Here is an 18,561-nt window from a genome sequence, read left to right as displayed (position 1 = left end):
GCGGACCCGGCGTCCCGGCGACTGAACGCCCGCGCCCGGTGGCAGGTGTGTCGGCGGACGGGCGGCCACGTGGACGCCGCCCGCAGTCGAGGGGAGTACAGCATGAAGATCCGTACCGCGGTCGTGGCGGCGTTCCTGGTGGCCGGCGGTGTGCTGGGCAGCGCGGGCGCGGCCGTCGCCCACGACCACGGCGGCGCGGGAGCCCAGGGCGCCGCGGTCGGCTCCCCCGGCGTCCTGTCGGGCAACGTCATCCAGGTCCCCGTCGACCTGGGCCTCAACGCCTGCGGCAACAGCATCAACGTGATCGGGCTGTTGAACCCGGCCGTGGGCAACACCTGCGTCAACGGCTGACGGCTTCGGCTTCGGCTTCGGCTTCGATGGCATCGCGGCTCCTGGGCGGGGGCTTCCGTAGTGATGCGGGAGGCGTCGGCAGGGGCCGCGGTCGCGACCGGCATCGCTCTCCCAGCCGCCACCGCTCAGGAGACCCTCAGAACACGCTCAGCGCCAGGACCGAATCGTCGAGCTGGAGGAAGACCCGGTTCCCCGCGGCGGCCAGCCGGTAGTAGTGCGGCCGGAGCATGGTCCGCTCCCAGCCCGCCACGCCGTCGCGGGCCCACATCGCCGTCACCTTCAGACCGGTGTCGGAGTCGTCGTCCTCGTAGCAGGACCAAAGGCCGTGTCCCTGGGTGAGAACGGGGCTGTCCCAGTCGACTTCCTCGCCCGCCATGAACAGCTCCTCCCCCTTCGCCAGTTCCCAGCAGTGGGTGAAGGAACCGGCGTTGGCGTACAGGACGTCGGCCATCACGGACGGCGGACCGTAACCGCCGTCCTGGGCCGAGTAGCTGTCGAGCTTGTGGGCCCAGAGCTGCTTGCCGTCGCTCAGGCGCCGCGCGGTCAGCGAGCCGCCGTTGATGTAGACCGTGCCGCCCGAGACCGCGGGCCGCAGCACCGTCTCGTCGGTGCCCGCGTGCGTCCACCGCGTACGGCCGTCAGCGGTGCTCACCGCGAGAAGGTCGCCCTGCGAGGTCGGGACGAGCAGCATCCCTCCGGCGACGGTGGCGGGCCCGCGCAGTGTGCCGCGGTACGACGCGGCGACGTCCGCCGTCCATGCCACCTTCGCGTCCGCCCGTCGGACCGCCCGCAGCCTGCCGCCCCAGGTGACGAGGTACAGGGCGGTGTGGTCGGCGGCGAGCAATGTCTGCGCGTCGGCGGCCGCGCAGGTCCACTTGGCCTCGCCGGTGGCGGGGACGAAGGTGTGCACGGTGCCGTGCGCGTCGGCGGCCGCGACCAGCCGGTCGGACAGCGAGACGTAACCGCTCTCGGTACGGACGTCGGGCGCGCTCCACCGGTGCGTACCCCGCTGCACCCCGTACGCCGCGATGCCCCCGGCGGCCATGCCGAAGACGAGGACGTCGCGCACGGGCAGCAGTTCACGCGAGGCGGCGTCCGCTCCCGGGGTGGTCCACAGCGTCCGGGGGCCGCCGCGCTGCTCGGCGGTGAGCCCCTCCTTCCGGCTGGGAGCCGCGTCCGTCTTCGCCACCGGGGTGCCGACCGCCGCCGGGATGTCGAAGGGGTCGCTGCGCCGCGGCGGCCCGCCGCGCCCGAACCACCAGGCGGTCGTGCCGCCGCCCGCCGCGAGGACCGTGCCGCCGACGGCGAGCGTGGTGAGCAGCCGTCGACGGGGCACGGACGTCATCTGCCGCTCACCGGAGACCCGCGTGGTGACGAGCCGCTGGGCGCCGGTCTCCCGCTCCTTGATGGCGCCGGCGAGACCGCCGCGCGTCCAGGCACGATCGGCGTTCCTGGGCGGTGCGAACGCCTGGGCGATCTGCGCGGGCACGGGGCGCCGCGCCGGGTCCTTCGCCAGACACGGGCCGATGAGCTGCCGCAACGGCTCCGGTACGGCGTCGAGCCGGGGCTCACCGTGCACGACTTCGTACTGGACCGCCGCGACGTGCCCGCCGTCGAAGGCCCGCTGCCCCGTGGCCGCGTAGACCAGGACGGCACCCAGCGAGAACACGTCGGCGGACGGTGCCACCCGCTGCCCGAGGACCTGTTCGGGCGCCCCGTAGCCGGGGGTGACCGGCACCTGGCCGGTGGTGGTGAGGGTGAGGCCGTGTTCGGGACGGGCGATGCCGAAGTCGATGACCCGGGGGCCCGTCGACGTCAGCACGATGTTCGGCGGCTTGAGGTCGCGGTGGACGAAACCGGCGGCGTGGATGTCGGCGAGGGTGGCGGCGAGCGAGGCAGCCAGCGCGCGGACCGCCGTCCCGTCGAGCGGGCCGTGCGCCTCGACGGCCTGGTCCAGGGTGAGTCCGGCGAGGAACTCGGTCGCGATCCACGGCCTGCCGCCCTCGGTCCACGCGCCGAGCACGTTCGCAACTCCCTTGCTGCGTACGGCTTGCGCGGCCTGCGCCTCGCGCACGAACCGCTGGGCGAGGTGCGTGTCGTGGGCCAGTTCGGGCTTGAGCACCTTGACGGCGGCGAGCGTTCCCGCGCCGTCCTGGCCGACGTACACCTTGCCCATGCCGCCCTCCCCGAGCACGCCGAGAACGCGGTACGGGCCGAGGCGGAGGGGGTCGCCGGTGCCGAGGGGTTTCATGGTCGGGGCTCTCTGCTCTGGGACGTCGGGGTTCTTGCTCTGCGCCGAGGGGCGGACACGGGCCGAAGGCGCCCCGCTCACTTCAGGGGATAGAGGCTGAGCGTGTTCTCCCCCGCGGCGATGATGCGCCGGGCCTGCGGAACCGCGTAGAAGCGGTCGGCGTCCGTCTGGTACGTGGCGGCGACGGTGTGCGTGGAGAGGTCGACGGCCCGCAGCAGCGCGCGGTTGCGGTAGTAGCCCCGGCTCTTGCCGATCACCGGCTGCCAGGACCGCGCCTGTTCGTCCGCGGTGCCGCCCTTCTCGGTCCACAGCTTGCGGCCCGTGGCCGCGTCGTACGCGGCGAGCCCGATGTTCTCCCCGACGGCGTAGAGGACGCCCGAGACGAGGGTGGGCGGGCCGTAGCGGGTGCCGGACGGGGTGTTCCAGTCCTCTTTCCCGTCCCTCAGGCACACCGCCCGCAGCCGCCGTCCGCCGATGTACACATGCGTGGCGTCGGTCGCAAGGGAACTGCGCATCGGTGCGATGAGGCCCGGGGAGTACGAGACGCGCCACCGGGTGGAGCCGTCGCGCAGTTCGCGGGCCGCGAGATACAGCTCTCCCGACTCGGGCTCCTCGATGGTGACCAGACAGTCGCCGACGACCTTCGCGGAGAGGAACTGGAGCAGTTCGCTGTCGACGATCCGCTTCGGGAGGGGCCGCGACCATCTTTGTCTCCCGTCGGCGCAGTCGACGGCGCGCAGCGTCCATGTCGTTCTCGCGTCGAGGTCCGTGGACGAGGTGAGACCGTGCCCCGCGGCCACGTAGGCGACGCCGTCGGCGACGCACAGCAGCTGGTTCCCGACGATCTGATCGTTCGTCGCGGTGAGCCGGGCGGCCGTGTTCCTGGCCCTGCCTGTCTTCGGGTCGATGCGCTGCACGACGCAGTCCGTGCCGTTCGCCGCGGCCTTGGACGTGGTCGGATCGGTCACCCGCAGCCCGTAGAGCGTGCCGTCCGCGACGGTCAACTGCCAGCTGTGCAGGGTGGGATCGGACTCCCACACCCGCTTCCCGCTCGCCGCGTCGAGCGCGGCGGCCCCGGGGATGCCGCGGGCGACGACGACCTTGTCACCGAGGGGGTACGCGGCGACGGGGGCGCTGTCGCTGGTCTCCCGCCAGCCGCTGTCCATCCACAGCTGTTCCAGGTTGCGGGTGCCGACGGCCGAGCCGCCCGTGGGCTCGCCCCGCGCCGGGTCCCGGTTCTTCCACCAGACCGCGGTGCCGGCCGCGGCACCGAGCGCGAGCACACCGCCGCCGAGGGAGAGGAACCGCCGTCGCGACGGGCCGGCCGCGCTCGCCGGCCGCGCCCCGGGGTCCGGCGGCGGAGCGGGCGCGGGCGCCCGCTGCGGCACGATCCCCCACACGTCGACAGCCCGCCGCCCGATGTCGCCGAGCAGCGCGTCGGGCAGATGATCCGCGAACTCCCCACCACCGTCGTGCAGTTGGGCGGCAAGCTGCTCCGTGGTCGGGCGCAGCACCGGGTCCTTGCTCAGGCACCGCGCCAGTACGGGAACCAGCGCGTCCGGCACCCCGGCGAGATCCGCCTCCCCGTACCGCACCCGATACAGCAGATCGGCCGCCTGCCCACTCCCGAACGCCCCGCTCCCCCGCGCCGCGTACACCAGCACCCCGGCCAGTGCGAACACGTCGCCGGCGGCCGTGTGTTCCTGGCCTGTCGCCTGTTCCGGGGACATGAAGGCGGGCGTGCCGACGGCGGAACCGGTGCGGGTGAGGTGGTCGTCGCCGATGGCCCGCGCGATGCCGAAGTCGATGACCTTGGGGCCGTACGCGGTGACGAGGATGTTGGACGGCTTGAGGTCGCGGTGCACGACGTCGCTGCGGTGGAGTTGTCCGAGCGCCGAGCACAGGGCGGCCCCGAGCGCCCGGACGGCCCGTTCGGGCAGGGGCCCGGCGGCCTCCACCGCTTCGTCGAGGGGCGGCCCGAGCACGTACTCGGTGGCGAGCCACGGCGTCTCGGCGTACGGATCCGCGTCGACGACCTTCGCGCCGAACCGCCCGCCGATGACCCGCGCGGCGTCGATCTCCAGGCGGAACCGGGTCCGCCCCGCGGGATCGGCGGCGACGGAGGCGTGCATGGTCTTGAGCGCGACCGTCCGCCCGCCCGCGCCGCGCGCGACGTACACGGTGCCCATGCCGCCACTGCCGAGGCGGGCGACGAGACGGTACGGGCCGAGGGCGACGGGATCGTCGTGGGCGAGGGCTGCAGGCATGAGTCGGGGCGGGCTCTCGATATCAGAAGGCGTGAGGGGGGTGAGGGGTGTGCGGGGTGTGCGCGGCGGGTGGGGCGTGTACGGCGGGTGGGGTGTGCGCGGCGGGTGGGGTAAGTGGAGCCGGTGGGGTGAGTGGGGCCTGGGAGGGCTGGGGCTGGGGCGCGGGCTGCGGCACGTCGGCGTCGAGCACCGACGCCGCCTGATGCGCCAGCGCCGCGACGAGCCGGGCCGGCAGCCAGCCGGGCGCGAGCAGCGCGGAGGCACGGTCCGCGGCGCCGAATCCGGCGGGCTGCCGTGCCGCGGCCGGACCCTCCTGCCCCGCATCGCTCAACTCGGCCACCACGTCGACCAGTTGAGGGCGCTGGGCCGGGTCCCGGGACAGGCACCTGGCGACCAGCGACCGCAGGCCGGGCGGGAGTTCGTCGCGTTCGGGCACGGGATGGCCGGTGGCAGCGTAGGCGAGCGTGGCGCCCAGGGCGTAGACGTCGCCGAGCGGCCGGGGCAGCCCGCCCGCCGCCTGTTCGGGCGCCAGCGCCGTGTCGTCGACGCCAGGCAGGCCGCGCCGTACGTCGCCGTCGGCCGCGGCGGCGCGGACCCCACCGAAGCAGTCGAGCCGGGGCCCGTCGAAGGTGATCAGTACGGCGGCCGGGCAGACGCCCGCGTGCACGAGGTTCTGCCCGTGGACGACGGCCAGCGTCTCGGCGAGCGCGGCCCCGAGCGCGCACACCGTTCGCTCCGGCAACGGTCCGCCGTGCACGGCGAGCGCGGCGGGCAGCGGCAGCACGGGCAGATACGGGCGGGCGTGCCAGGCCGGCTCACCGGGCGGCGCGAGTTCGACGGTGGGCAGGGTCCAGGTCCCCAGCAGATAGCGGGCGGCGTCGGCCTCGGCCATGAAGCGGTGCGGGTCGACGCCGGGCGCGGGCGTGCTGAGGAGGACGGTGCGGTCGCCGCCGGGGGTGCGGGCGATGAAGCGGGCGGCGGGCACGGTGCGGTCACCGCCGCCCCGGCGTCCCGGGTCGATCGTGGTGAGGACCTGGTACGGCCCGACCTGCCGCGCCCCACGCCCGCACCCGGCACCCACCTCGACAGCGCCGCCGACTCCCTCGGCCCTCTGCACGTGCAACCACTCCCCCGATACGACACAAGCGCCGCGAGCCTACTAGAGGCACTCCAGACGCTTGCGCCCTCCATCCACCTGCAACCACCCCACTAACATCGAACGTCCACGCGACTGACGGAATGTCGAACGACGGAGGGCACACGGGGGATGGGCTACACGATTCCGGGCTGGCTGGACGAGGTGCTCGACTTCATCGGGATCAACTTCCCGAACGTGGACGAGGACGACTACCGCGAAATGGCCGACGCCATGCGGGAGTTCGCCGACCAGTTCGAGGGCCACGGCGCCGAGGCCCATCTGGCCTTCTCCCGGATCCTGTCTTCCTCCGAGGGCTGGGCCGTGGACGCCATGGAGCAGCACTGGAACCAGGTCAAGGCCAGTCATCTGGAGAAACTCCCGGAGCTGGCCCGTCTGTTCGCGGACGCCTGCGACGCCCTCGCCGAGATCATCTTCTGGATGAAGACCAAGGCCGAGGCCGAACTCGCCGTCATGGCAGGGTCGGTGGGCCTGTCCATCGGTCTCGCGTGGGTGACCGGCGGACTGTCCGCCGTGCTCGGCGCCGCCGAGATCGCCGCGATGCGCCAGGTCGTCAAGCGCATCATCGACGAGGCCGTCGACCGCATCGTCGACGAGGTCATCGCCAAGGTCACCGAGCCGGTCAACGCCAAACTGGAGTCGATGGTCGAGGACATGGTCCTCGACCTCGCCGAGGGCGCCTTCTCCATGCCCTCGGGCGAGGGGTCCGCCCACGACGGTCACGGCGGCAAGCACGGCAGTATGCAGCTCGCCTCCGCCGGAGGATCCGGTGGCGGGGGCGGCAAGGTCACCCGCATCGACCACACCGAGTTCGAGGAGGGCGCGGGCAAGGTCTCCCGCCGCGGCGGCGAGATGCACACCGCCGCCTCGAACCCGCTGGGCCGCGTCAAGGGCGCCTTCGGCCGCAGCAAGGGCCGCGATCCGTTCACGCAGGTCTTCGACAATGTGCTGCACGGTGCGATCAAGGGCTCGGAGAAGGCCCTGAAGAAGATCAGCAAGCACATCACCGACACCGTCCCCGAGCGCACCAAGGCCGCCTCCCGCGAACACAGGAACCGCGACCACGACGTCCGCAGCAAGCTCGACGCCATCAACGGCGGCAAGGGCAAGGACGGCGGCAAGGGCGGCAGCGGCGCGGCGGCCGACGACAACGGCCGCGGGCGGCGGCTCCGCGACAAGCTGAAGATCGACTCGGCCCAACTGGCGCAGCGGGCGCGCGCGTTGAAGAACAAGGAGACCTGCGGCGACCCGATCGACATGGCCAACGGCCAGATGATCCTCGCCCAGACCGACCTCGCGCTGCCCGGCACCCTGCCCCTGGTCCTGAACCGCACCCACCTCTCCGGCTACGGCGAAGGCCGCTCCTTCGGCCCCTCGTGGGCCTGCACCCTCGACGAACGCCTGGAGCAGGACGAGGCGCTCGGCGGATTCTGGTGGCATCGGGAGGACGGCTCCGCGCTCGCCTACCCGCGCCTGCCCGATCTGCCCGGCGACCGGGTCGGACCCGCCGAGGGCGAGCCGCTCTCCCTCACCTACGTCACCCGCGACAGCAGCTACGTCCTGACCGTGCAGGACCAACGCACCGGTGTCGCCCGGCAGTTCGAGCGGAACTCCGGCGAGGACGGACTGTGGTGGCTGGTCTGTGTCGAGGACCGCAACGGCAACACCCTCACCGTGGAGCGCGACGAGCACGGCATCCCGCTCACCGTCACCCACGGCGGCGGCTACCACGTCCGCGTCGACACCGAGCCGGACACCGCGCGCGTCACCGCCCTCTCGGTGCTCACCGGGGACGGTCCGGTCCGGATACGTTCCTTCCGCTACGACGACGCCGGGAACCTGGCCGACGTGGTCACCGCGGTCGACGCCGTGACCCGCTTCACCTATGACGACGCGCACCGCGTCACCGGCTGGCAGGACTCCGCCGACACCACGTTCACCTATACGTACGACGCCGCAGGCCGGGTCGTGGAGACCCGCGGCACCGACGGCATCCTCAACTCCTCGCTCACGTACGGCGGTCAGGAGTCCGACGGCACCAGCACGGTCACGTACACCGACTCGCTCGGGCACGCCACCGTCTACCGGGCCAACCACCACGGCCAGATCGTCGCCATCACGGACCCGCTCGGACACACCAGCACCCAGCAGTGGGACCGGCACGACCGGCTCGTCTCCCACACCGACCCCCTGGGGCGCACCACCCGGTGGGAGTGGGACGAGGCCGGTGACCTGACCTCGGTCACCGCCCCGGACGGCGCCGCCACCCGGCTCGGCTACAACACCCTGCATCTGCCGGTCTCGCTCACCGGTCCCGACGGCGCCACGACCCGCCAGGAGTACGACGAGCGGGGCAACCGGACCGCGGTGATCGGCCCGGACGGCACCGCGCACACCTTCACGCACCACGCCACGGGCGCCGTCGCGGGCATCACCGACCCGCTCGGCGCGACCCTGCACCTCGAACACGACGCGGCCGGACTGCCGGTAGCCGTCCGGGACGCCCGGGGCGCCCGCACGGTGTGCCGCCGCGACGCCTTCGGGCAGCCCGTCGAGCTGACGGACGCACTCGGCCGCACGACGCGGATGGTCTGGGACGCCGAGGGCCGGCTGCTGAGCCGCACCGCGCCCGGCGGGCACCGCGAGAGCTGGGAGTGGGACGGGGAGGACAACTGCGTACGCCACACGGACCCGCTCGGCGGCGTCACCCGGTCCGTCTTCGGGCCGTTCGGCCTGCTCGCCGAGCGGACGACACCGGACGGCGCCACGCACACCTTCGTCCACGACACGGAGCAGCGCCTGCTGCGCGTCGTCGGCCCGACCGGGCTGACGTGGTCGTACACGTACGACCCCGTGGGCCGCGTGCTCGCCGAGACGGACTTCGACGGGCGCACCGCCCGATGCGCCTACGACGCGTCGGGGCGGCTGGTCACGCGTACCAACGCGGCCGGTCAGGAGGTCGGCTACGAGTTCGACGCCAACGGCAGGCTCACCGCGAAGACCGCCGCGACCGCGCGCACCCTGTTCACGTACGACGCGGCATCCCGCCTGGTCGGGGCCGAAAACCCGGACGCCGCCGTCGAGTTCACCTACGACGTGGCCGGCCGGCTGCTCACCGAGACCGTGGACGGCGCCACCCTCCGGCTCGACTACGACCGGGCGGGCCGCCGGATCTCGCGCACGACCCCCACCGGGGCGCGGACCGACTCCGCCTGGGACGAGGTCGGCAACCGGACCGCCCTCACCGTCGACGGCCGGCACACTCTGGCCTTCGCCCACGATCTGCTGGGCCGTGAGACCGGGCGCACCCTGAACGAACAGCTGCGCTTCTCCTCCGAGTGGGACGCGGAGGACCTGCTCACCGGGCAGAGCGTCACGACGGGTTCCGGCCGGCGTGTCCGCTCGCGCGCGTACACGTACCGGGCGGACGGCTGCCCGACGGCCGTCGACGAGACCGTCACCGGCCGCCGCACCGGCTACACCCTCGACCCGGTCGGCCGCCCGCTGGCCGCTCTGGGCTCGGCCGGACGGCAGGAGTCCTACGGTTACGACGCGTCCGGCAACCAGACGGACGCCGCCTGGCCGGAGCGCGCCGCGGATCCCGCCGCGCGCGGCGCACGGGAGTACACCGGCACCCGCCTCATCCGCGCGGGAGACACCCACTACCGCTACGACGACGCGGGCCGCCTGGTGGAGCGCGTCAAGAAGCGGCTGTCCCGGAAGCCGGACGTGTGGCACTACGCCTGGGACGCCGAGAACCGGCTCACCTCCTGCACGACGCCCGACGGCGCCACCTGGCACTGCCGGTACGACCCGCTGGGCCGCCGCACCGCCAAGTACCGCCTGGACGAGGCCGGTTCGGCCGTCGACGAGGTGCGTTTCACCTGGGACGGCAGCCGCCTCGCCGAGCAGCGGGACACCGCCACCGACACCACGCTCACCTGGGACCACGACGGGTTCCGGCCGCTCGTCCAGTACGAGCGCAAGCGGCTGTCCGACACGGAGGTCGACTCCCGCTTCTTCGCCATCGTCTCGGACCTCGTCGGCACACCCACGGAGCTGGTGGACCAGGACGGCACCATCACCTGGCGCTCCCGCACCACGGTCTGGGGCACCACCGCGGTCAACCCGGACGCCACGGCCCACACGCCGCTGCGCCGGCCCGGCCAGTACGCCGACCCCGAGACCGGCCTGTTCTCCAACTACTTCCGGCACTACGACCCCGAGACCGCGCGGTACGTCAGCCCCGACCCGCTGGGCCTGCTCCCGGCCCCCAACCCGGTCGCCTACGTCAGCAACCCCTTCGTCCTGTCGGACCCCGTCGGCCTCGCCCCCTGCCGCAAGGACCACTACGAGTGGACCCAGGGCAGCAACGGCCGGGGCGGCAGCATCCGTTACCGCCCCCTGGACCACCTCGGCCGGCCGACCGGGGTGTCGGCGTGCATCCGGCCGGAGATGCTGCGTTCGGGCAGCCCCGCCGGCTCGCTCACCCCGCCCGGCTGGCGCGGACACGGCACGGCGTTCAACGAGGCCCGCGGCCACCTCCTCGCCGACCGCCTCGGCGGAGCGGGCAAGCACCACAACGCCCGGCACAACCTGGTGACCCAGACCCAGGACCCGTACAACAGCCCGTACCAGCGCGACCTGGTGGAGGGCCAGATCTTCGACGCGGTGGACCGGGGCGAGGTGGTCCAGTACGACATCAAGCCGATCTATGAGGGCACGAACCCGATCCCCATCCGGCTCGAGTACACCGCGTACGGAAACCAGGGGTTCGAGCTGACCGGCTGGCTCGACAACCCGGCCGCTGGCGTGCGCACCGCCATCCCTGGTTGGCGCCCCTGACCCCGGTCATCCCGCGTTGCGCGGGAAACGCACTAGGTAGAGTCCCTCCGCGCCCATCCGCCGCCTCCCTCTGGAGCCCCACCCGATGACCCGGACCACGCCGCCCCGCCCCGTCGACGTCACGACGCTCTTCCCGGAACTGGGCGCGCTGCGCCGCACGACGACCCGGCTGCACCCGCGACCCGGCGCGCCCACGGCCCGGGACAGCTCGGTCGGCGGCCCGCTGCTGTGGCCCGCGGACGAGCCGTGGCCGGTCTGTACCGTCGCGCACAAGCGTTCCAGCGGCTTCCGGTACGCCGAGGTGCTGCGCGAGCGGGAGATCCTGCGGGAGGCGTGGCAGCGTGATCCGCGTTCGGGTCCGACCGCGGAGGACCGCGAGGAACTGATCGGCTTCAAGCGCGGCCGGCACGCCCCGCACCTGACCGACACCGACCCCATCCCGCTGCTGGCGGTCGCCCAGCTCTACCGCCGCGACGTCCCCGGCCTGCCCGACACCGGCGAAGGCGATCTGCTCCAGGTGTTCTGGTGCGGTTTCGAACGGCACGGCGAGACCCGCCACGAGCCGCTGGTGCACCTGCGGTGGCGCCGGTCCGGGGACGTCACCGCACCCCTGTCCGAGCAGCCGTCCCCCGAAGTCGTCGGCCGCAAGGAACTCGTCCCGAGCCCGTGCGTCCTGCACCCCGAGGAGGTCGTCGAATACCCCTGGTTCGAGGAACTCGACCCCGCTCTCCAGGACCGGATCGCAGCCTGGGACGGCCCCGACGACGAGGGCGACACCTACGTGTCCGACCTGTCCACGGCACCGGGCTGGAAGGTCGGCGGTTACATCGCCTGGAACCTCACGGGCCCCGCCCGGCTGACCTGCTCCACCTGCGGCACCGAACTCACGCCGCTGCTCACGGCGGCCGCCACCGAGTGGGACTCCAGCACGACAAGCTGGATCCCGTACGAGGACGAGCCCGACCACCACACGAGGGCAGCCTCCACCCCCACCCACGTCTCCCCCGGCCGGGGCCGCCTCACGATCACGATCTGCCCACGGGACCCGCGGCATCCGCATCGGCTTGTCGGGCAGTGAAGCCTTCTCCGAGTCGTGTTTCAAGCAAGCCCCGGCCAGGCCAGAGCGTGCCCTCACACACAAGGAGTTGACCCTCCTATGTCCCTCGGCTTCGCCGGGGACGGAGGTTGGGCGTCATGCGGCGGGCGCGACCTCATAAGCCATCCAACGAGCGTCGGGGAGCTCCTTCTTGCCGCTGCCTTTGATGTCGTCGTTGCCCATGTAGAGGCGACCGTCTTCCACCACCACGCTTCCCGGACGGGTGGCCGCACCACTGTCACTGGGAATGTTGAAGTAGAAGTACGCGCGCTCCTTGCCCGTCGCAGGGTCGAGGCTCACCAGAGACATCGGCGCCACCCCGTCCAACCCTTCCTTGATCGCAAGAACGTGATGGCCACTCATGCGAACGAGGTGCAGCAGTTGCCCTGGCCCTGCGTCGAACTTCACGCCGCTCTTCCCCGTAGCCAGACTGAACCCCACGATCCAGTTCGTTTCATAGGAGAACTTTCCGGTGTTCTCGCCGCTCGATACGAAGACTTGGTCGTCGGAGACAAGCGCCCCCGCACAACCATCACCACGCTCCGCGGAACAGTCGACCTTGTAGTGATCCCCCTCCAGTCGCACGGTCGCGCGGTACTTTCCGTTCTCATCCAGGGAAATCAAGTCGCTTACTTGCGTAGACCCTGCCGCCACCGCCAATACGGCTGGCTTGCTTGATACTACGTATGGATAGTTGACCCCCGCAGCCACTGCATACGTCCACTGCACCTCACCGTTACGAGGATTCAGCTCACGGAGTTGAAACTTCCTCTTGTCAACCGCCCTGGCCCCCGGGCAGTTGACGACGACAGCAAGAGCCTTTCCACCTGCCATCTGCGTATCGCGACACTTGCCCTCCTCTGTGTGGCGCCACAGCCGTTTCCCTGACTTCATGTCCACAGCCACCGATCCGAACCACCATGAGGAGACAACCACTCCTCGGGTCATGGTGACAGTCGTCGACACTCCGCTCGGCGGCTCTCGCCAAGGAATAGTGGTCCACCAGAGCTGCTTTCCGCTGTCGACGTTGAACATCGAGAGGCGATTACAGCTTTCCCCTTTCGACCCCTTATAGACAATCGCCGTACGGCCATCGACAGTGACGTACGGGGTAGTGGCACAGATCTCTCCCGGCAGCACGGCTTTCCACGCTTCGCGATCCGAGCCAACTTTGATACCTACAAGCGAAGTCCCTCTGCTCTTCACGAGAGTCTTCGAAGTGGCCCACATTCCCGGAGTGGAAACAACCTTCCCTGGCACCACTCCATTCGCCAACATCGAGGTGTCCAAGTATCCGGCACCTCCTTGAGGCGCCTTTTCAACCGTCTCTCTGATGGCGTCTGGCGGAAGATTCGCCGCCCCCTTGCCCACCAGGTTCTTGCCCTGATCAGATGACCCAGGCCAAAGCGCCCACCCCGTCACCGCGAGCACACCGGCCAACAGGGCAGCGCCGACCACCCACACAACGTTCTTACGCCGAACTCGTTGCTTGGCTTCCTGTCGCGACTGTGTGAATGGCGAGGGCGGTGGCCCAAACGTCATGGCAGTTCTGCCCTTCCTCAGCCGCTGACCGGCCCATCGTCATCGAACCAGAACAAAGCAAAGGTGGGCGCCTCCCGCGCGCGCCCACCCTGCGATACCGCTGCCTACCAGTCAGCTACCGAAGAAGCCGGCCGCCCTCTTGTCACCGCTGTGGTACGTCGACTGGGACTCCGCGACAACCTGGCTGATCTGCGAGAGCGCCGTGTGGATGTCCCCGGCTTCCTTGTCCCAGCGCTTCAGCTTGCTGCCGAACTCGCCGGCCGCTTCGCCCTGCCAGTACTGGTGGCTCGCGACCACCATCTGGCGCAGCTCCTGGAGGTCGGAGTCGAGCGCGCTCGCCTCCGACTTGATCTGCGCTGCCGCAGCGTCCAGCGACGCATAACTGACTGTCAGTCCATCGGCGTTGTTCGCCATGTTCTTCTCCTCGTCGTTTCGTGGGGAGGTAATCCTTGACGTCGGCACCGAGGGCGCCGACGCCGTTAGAAGCTGGAGAGCGACGAAGCGCCGTCGAAGACGTTGATCTTCTGCGCGGCAGCCCTGACCTGGTCTTCGCTGTCGTCCTTGATGTTCCGCGCCTTGGTCATGTTGTCGATGACCTCGGCAAGAACATCGCCGATCTTCTTGAGAGATTCATTGATCTCGTACTGCTTCTTGTCGAACTCGGCGCGACCGATACCCTGCCACTGGCCCTCAAGGCCGTCGATAACACCCTGAAGCGAGTGCACACGCTTCTTGATGTTCTCGTACTTCTCGGACATGTCCTTTTGCAGCTTGACTACTGCTGCATCTTCAAGCCTCTGATCCGTCCCGGCCACGATCAGCCTGCCCTTCTCTCGGTCTCTTGTTCTTCTTCGTGCTTTGCCTCGGCCCATTCACTCATCGAGCGACGGGCCTTGCCCCGTGCCTCATCCGGTAAGGCACAGAAGTCACGTACCGGATCACGTCACCGGCTGCGTCGAGCTCGCATCACGGCCATTCCCCCGCCCCCGATGACGATCACTGCGGCGACCGCGCCGAGAGCAATCCACAAGGTGTTGTTGCTGCTTGAGGACTCCGTGGAAGATCCTGCCGCTGAAGTCTCGCCACCTGAAGTGGTTTTCGGGGCTTGTGACGAGCCTGATGCAGAAGCGGAAGGAGTCGTGCCCGACTTGGCACCGACCGCCTCTGTCGTCTGGTTGGTGATGGGATCCACATTCGCGGACCCCGGATTGCCCTCACCCTTGAGCAGATTCCGCGCCGGCCGGACCACGCCGTAGCCCAGGTAAGTGCTCGGCTTGTTCTTCGGCCAGTCGCGGCCCGCCGTGTCGATCAGCACGCGGAGAACCTGGTTGGCGGTCCAGTCGGGGTGGTCCGCCCAGATCAGGGCCGCGGACGCCGAAGCGTAGGCCGAGGCGAAACTCGTCCCGTCGCCATTACTGCAGTAGGACTTGAACGACGCGTCGCACCAGTACGGGAGCTTCAGCCCAGGTGCGGAAAGGTCGACGAAGTCGCCGTGCTCGGAGAACTTGCCGACCTGCCCGGATTCGTCGAGCGCTGCCACGCCCACCACACCGGCATACGCCGCCGGATAGTCGACGAGGTTCTTCTTCTCCGCGTCGTTGCCGACGCTGGCGAACATCAACTTGCCCTTGGAATAGGCGTACTTGACCGCAGCCTTCATATCGGGGTCGAGCGTGTCCTGCCCAATGGACATGTTGATGATCTGCGCATCGCTGTCCGCTGCCGCCCTGACCGCCTCGGCAGGCTCCGGGGTTCGCTCACGCTCGGACTTGTCCTTCAGGCTCGTCAGCAGTACCCGATAGGGAAGGATCTTCGCTCCCGGAGCGATTCCCTGGATGCCGCCACCGGCGCCGGTTCCCGCGATCATCTCGGCGATCGTGGTGCCGTGGCCCGTGAAGTCCTTGGTGGCGTGGTACGCGACATCACCAGTCACCTCGCCGGTGAGGACCTGACCCTTCAGTGACGGCGTACCGGCGTTGACCCCGGTGTCGATCACCGCCACCTTGATGCCCTTGCCCGTACTCACCTTCCAGATCTGCTCGGCGCTCATGTCGTCGAGATACCACTGCTTCGCCTGAGCGCTGTCGGCCATGGCGACCGGCGCGAGGCCGGCGGACAGGCCGACCACGATCCCGAGTGCTGCGCCGACGACAGCGAGGCGTCTTGCACCACGCGCCGCGGCGCGTGCAGGCGTCGTTCCTCGGTGGCCGATCCCTGACTTCATGCTGGTGTACGTCCTCGCTCGGGCTTAGTTGATCACCGGCGGCTGGTTGCGCCGGGGGTCGTCTGGCAGGTGGGTCTCCTGGTCCTCGACCACGTAGTCGGGCCTCTCCGAACCTTCCACCTCTTCGGGCTCACCGGGCTTCTGGTTCTTGCTGCCGCGAACCAGCCCCGAGCCCCCCGAGGAGAATCCACCACGTCCGGAACGCGCCCCCGCGCCCTTCCCCGTGGGCTTGCCGGTCACCGCTTCCGAAGCCCCCTGAACGCGCCGGCCGCCATTCGCGGACTTCGCGCTCGCGGACTCGGAGTTGGGAGCGCCGAACACACCACGCTGGCCGACCCGGCCGGCCCCGGAACGCGAGCCGCCGGACGATTCGCCGCCCACGACCGTCCCCCGCGGGACCCGCTGGCCGTTCTTTCCGGCGGCACCCGTGCTGGAGGTCGGGCGCCCTCCGGACACGCCGTCGCGGTTCGCTCCCGCGTTCCCCAGGCCGCTGCGTCCCGTCGCGGAACCATTGGCGCGAGGAGTCCCGCCGGAGATGCCCCGGCCGGTGGCGGACGAGCGCCCGCCGGTGGTACCTCCGCGGCCGCCACCCGCCTGGCCGGTCGACGTCGAGCGTCCCATCGGGCTGTTGGTCGCGCCGCGGCCCTGCGAGGTGGTACCGCCCGCGCGACCCTGCGCGCTGTAGGGCGACCGGTTCCCGAGATTGCCGCCACCCGCCGAAGTGGGCCGGGGCGACATGGAGTTGGAGTACCCGGAAGGGAACGGCGCGATCGGGTTCGTGTTTCCGCCGCCCGCGGGACCGGTCACCGTGGGCGGTGTGATGACGGGCTTGTCGACCGACGGCGACGGGAGCGTCCCGACACTGTCGATGTTCGTTCCCACCGGGCGATCGGGGGTCGTGATCGAACCGTGGATCTCCTTGGTGCCGTCTGGAGACACATGAGAAGCGCTGCCCGCATCAGGGACGTGCGCCGGTGCCACCGTGCTGGAGTGGTGCCCGGACGAGGTGCCGCCCGAGGAGCCACTGCCGCCACCGCCGTCACCGTCGCCGACCCGCTTCTCGCCGTAGGAGGGAGCCGGCTTCGGCACCCCCACATTAGGCATCGCCTCAAACGTGGGCTCCTGCGACTGCAGCGCGTTGAGCCCCGTCGCCGACACCGAGTAGAACGACGCCAGGCGGTTCATCTGGTTGATGGCCTCTTGGCGGTTCGCCTCGACCTTGACGGCCTCGGCGTACTCGTCACTGTTCGCTGTCTTCTGCGTCTCGGTGAACTTCTCGGGCCGGATCGCCTTACTAGCGGGGCGCGTGTCGGCCGGCGGCATCGAGCTCTTGACCGACGAGAGGCCGGTGGCGGCGGCGCTGACCTGGACGCTCGCCAGTTCCACGTAGCTGGAGAACGACTCCGTCGTGGTCGCCAGGTTGTTGCCCCACTGCTCGAACGACGTACCGGCCTCGCCCTGCCAGTCCTCGCCCGCGTTCTTGATGTTCTGGCGAAGTTCGTCGGCCGCGTCGTTGATCGCTTTGCTGGCGTTCAGCAGCGCCGTGCCCGCCTCCTCCAGGTGGCTGGGCTTGGTGTTCTCCACCAGGGCGCGCATGACGTTGAGGTCGTGGTCCTCGAAGTCGGTGGACTTACCGACTCCGGGGATACGGAAACGACCGAACCCGAACGCGTTGTGCAGCATCTCGCTGACGGCCGAGGTCGCGTTCACCGCGCCGACCTGGCCCGCGGTCAGGTCCTCCGCGTTACCGAGTTCCTCGGGCGCAGGGAGTTGCTTCTGCTTGTCGTCCTGACCACTCATTAGGACAGCCCCCCGCCGTAGTTCTTGTCGCCGCTGTGGGCCTGCTCGCCGCCGCCCTGCTGCTTCTCGCGCCGCTCGTCCGCCGCGGTCGCCTCACGGTCGATCTTCGTCTGGATCTCCCAGAAGCGGCGCCGCTGGTCCTCTTCCAGATTGCCGAACCCGATCTCCGCCCCGTGGGCCGCGATTCCCATGGCCTCTATCTGGAGCGACAGCATCTTCGAGAGTTCGGTGATCCGGCCGTGGATCGCGTCGTACTGCGTGTGGAACTCCACAGCCTCGTTGAACGTGTCGTTTCCCGCTACAGCATCCCGGCCGAAGCGCTGATGGCTGACCTTTCCCGAACTGGCCGCCGATCCCTCGAAGTCCTGAAGGATCTTGTCCACGCGCTGCTTGAAAGTCTTGAGGACCCCCGCGCCGACCCTGAGATCCGCCGCTGCGGCTGTCGACACGCCCCCGCCCATGTCCGCCGGAATCACGACGTCGCCTCCCCGTTTCCCCGTACCTACCCACGGCCCCAGTCCATGAGCCGCGGCCCGGCCACCACAGACCGAGCCTTCACCACTGTAGTCATCCTGTGCATCGGCTCCAACCGAGCTATGTGTTAAGGCAGTTACGAAACCGCAACCGCCAGGCCCCCTTATGTCCGAATCTGCTCGGTTTTGCAGGCATGCCTGACCGGTGACCGCGGGTACACCGCCCGTCTCGCGTCGAGCGTCCCGTTCTGTCCTCCACCAAACGTTCACGCGCGGGCCGGCCGCGCCGCGTCACCACCCACCCGAGCCACCCACCGCCCCGGACCTGGCGCGCGCCAAGTCCACCACCCCTTTCGAGCAAAGAAGGGGGAAGACTCGTTCGACGCACACGTAGCAAGTTTTCGCGGACGTTACGCACTCCTCATCCCTCCGAATATTGGCCTTCCCTTTCCCTGCGCATCGGACAGCACCGAAGTGATCACTGGCCAAGATTGCTACGTTGCGCAGAAAGCGCATCCGACTTGGCGGGGCGGTATGCGCGCACACAGGAGGAACT

12 protein-coding genes are annotated in these 18,561 nt (G+C 70.2%); 3 read left to right on the top strand and 9 right to left on the bottom strand.

Translation table 11 applies throughout. The annotated features are described in order from the left end of the window. Positions 1-102 precede the first annotated feature (102 nt). On the top strand, positions 103-351 hold the full coding sequence (locus J3486_RS33020; protein WP_207827076.1) for a chaplin: 249 nt from the start codon (positions 103-105) through the stop codon (positions 349-351). A 136-nt stretch (positions 352-487) separates the two neighbouring features. On the opposite strand, the gene J3486_RS33015 is transcribed toward J3486_RS33020, so the two are convergent. From J3486_RS33015 to J3486_RS33005, 3 genes are all read right to left on the bottom strand, one after another. Next, positions 488-2,602 (bottom strand): serine/threonine-protein kinase, encoded by a 2,115-nt coding sequence (locus J3486_RS33015; RefSeq protein WP_207827074.1) that lies wholly within the window; start codon positions 2,600-2,602, stop codon positions 488-490. 77 nt (positions 2,603-2,679) lie between these two features. Continuing rightward, complete coding sequence (locus J3486_RS33010; RefSeq protein ID WP_207827072.1) at positions 2,680-4,869, bottom strand: protein kinase; 2,190 nt, start codon at positions 4,867-4,869, stop codon at positions 2,680-2,682. A 22-nt stretch (positions 4,870-4,891) separates the two neighbouring features. Next, positions 4,892-5,986, bottom strand: a complete 1,095-nt coding sequence (locus J3486_RS33005) for a serine/threonine protein kinase (RefSeq protein ID WP_374194797.1) — start codon at positions 5,984-5,986, stop codon at positions 4,892-4,894. A gap of 150 nt (positions 5,987-6,136) precedes the next feature. On the opposite strand from J3486_RS33005, the gene J3486_RS33000 reads away from it, so the two are divergent. Then, positions 6,137-10,870, top strand: a complete 4,734-nt coding sequence (locus J3486_RS33000; protein ID WP_207827070.1) for a DUF6531 domain-containing protein — start codon at positions 6,137-6,139, stop codon at positions 10,868-10,870. An 85-nt stretch (positions 10,871-10,955) separates the two neighbouring features. Further along, on the top strand, positions 10,956-11,948 hold the full coding sequence (locus J3486_RS32995) for a hypothetical protein (protein ID WP_207827068.1): 993 nt from the start codon (positions 10,956-10,958) through the stop codon (positions 11,946-11,948). 114 nt (positions 11,949-12,062) lie between these two features. Here J3486_RS32995 and J3486_RS32990 read toward each other — a convergent pair whose 3' ends face one another. The 6 genes from J3486_RS32990 to J3486_RS32965 all read right to left on the bottom strand — a co-directional run bounded on the left by J3486_RS32990 (position 12,063) and on the right by J3486_RS32965 (position 17,981). Further along, the gene (locus tag J3486_RS32990; RefSeq protein ID WP_207827066.1) at positions 12,063-13,424 is read right to left on the bottom strand and encodes a PQQ-binding-like beta-propeller repeat protein; all 1,362 of its coding nucleotides are present in this window, start codon (positions 13,422-13,424) and stop codon (positions 12,063-12,065) included. Between the two features lie 195 nt (positions 13,425-13,619). Then, positions 13,620-13,922, bottom strand: a complete 303-nt coding sequence (locus J3486_RS32985) for a WXG100 family type VII secretion target (RefSeq protein ID WP_207827065.1) — start codon at positions 13,920-13,922, stop codon at positions 13,620-13,622. A 65-nt stretch (positions 13,923-13,987) separates the two neighbouring features. Next, positions 13,988-14,323 (bottom strand): WXG100 family type VII secretion target, encoded by a 336-nt coding sequence (locus J3486_RS32980; RefSeq protein WP_307805033.1) that lies wholly within the window; start codon positions 14,321-14,323, stop codon positions 13,988-13,990. A 128-nt stretch (positions 14,324-14,451) separates the two neighbouring features. After that, positions 14,452-15,732, bottom strand: a complete 1,281-nt coding sequence (locus tag J3486_RS32975) for a S8 family serine peptidase (RefSeq protein ID WP_229378961.1) — start codon at positions 15,730-15,732, stop codon at positions 14,452-14,454. Between the two features lie 24 nt (positions 15,733-15,756). After that, complete coding sequence (locus tag J3486_RS32970) at positions 15,757-17,532, bottom strand: WXG100 family type VII secretion target (RefSeq protein ID WP_207827054.1); 1,776 nt, start codon at positions 17,530-17,532, stop codon at positions 15,757-15,759. Then, complete coding sequence (locus tag J3486_RS32965) at positions 17,532-17,981, bottom strand: hypothetical protein (protein WP_207827052.1); 450 nt, start codon at positions 17,979-17,981, stop codon at positions 17,532-17,534. Before J3486_RS32965 ends, J3486_RS32970 begins: the two co-directional genes overlap by 1 nt. Between the last annotated feature and the right edge of the window lie 580 nt (positions 17,982-18,561).

The organism is Streptomyces sp. VRA16 Mangrove soil (assembly GCF_017377775.1).
Classification (GTDB): domain Bacteria; phylum Actinomycetota; class Actinomycetes; order Streptomycetales; family Streptomycetaceae; genus Streptomyces.
This window is presented reverse-complemented; position numbering and strand designations above follow the sequence as displayed.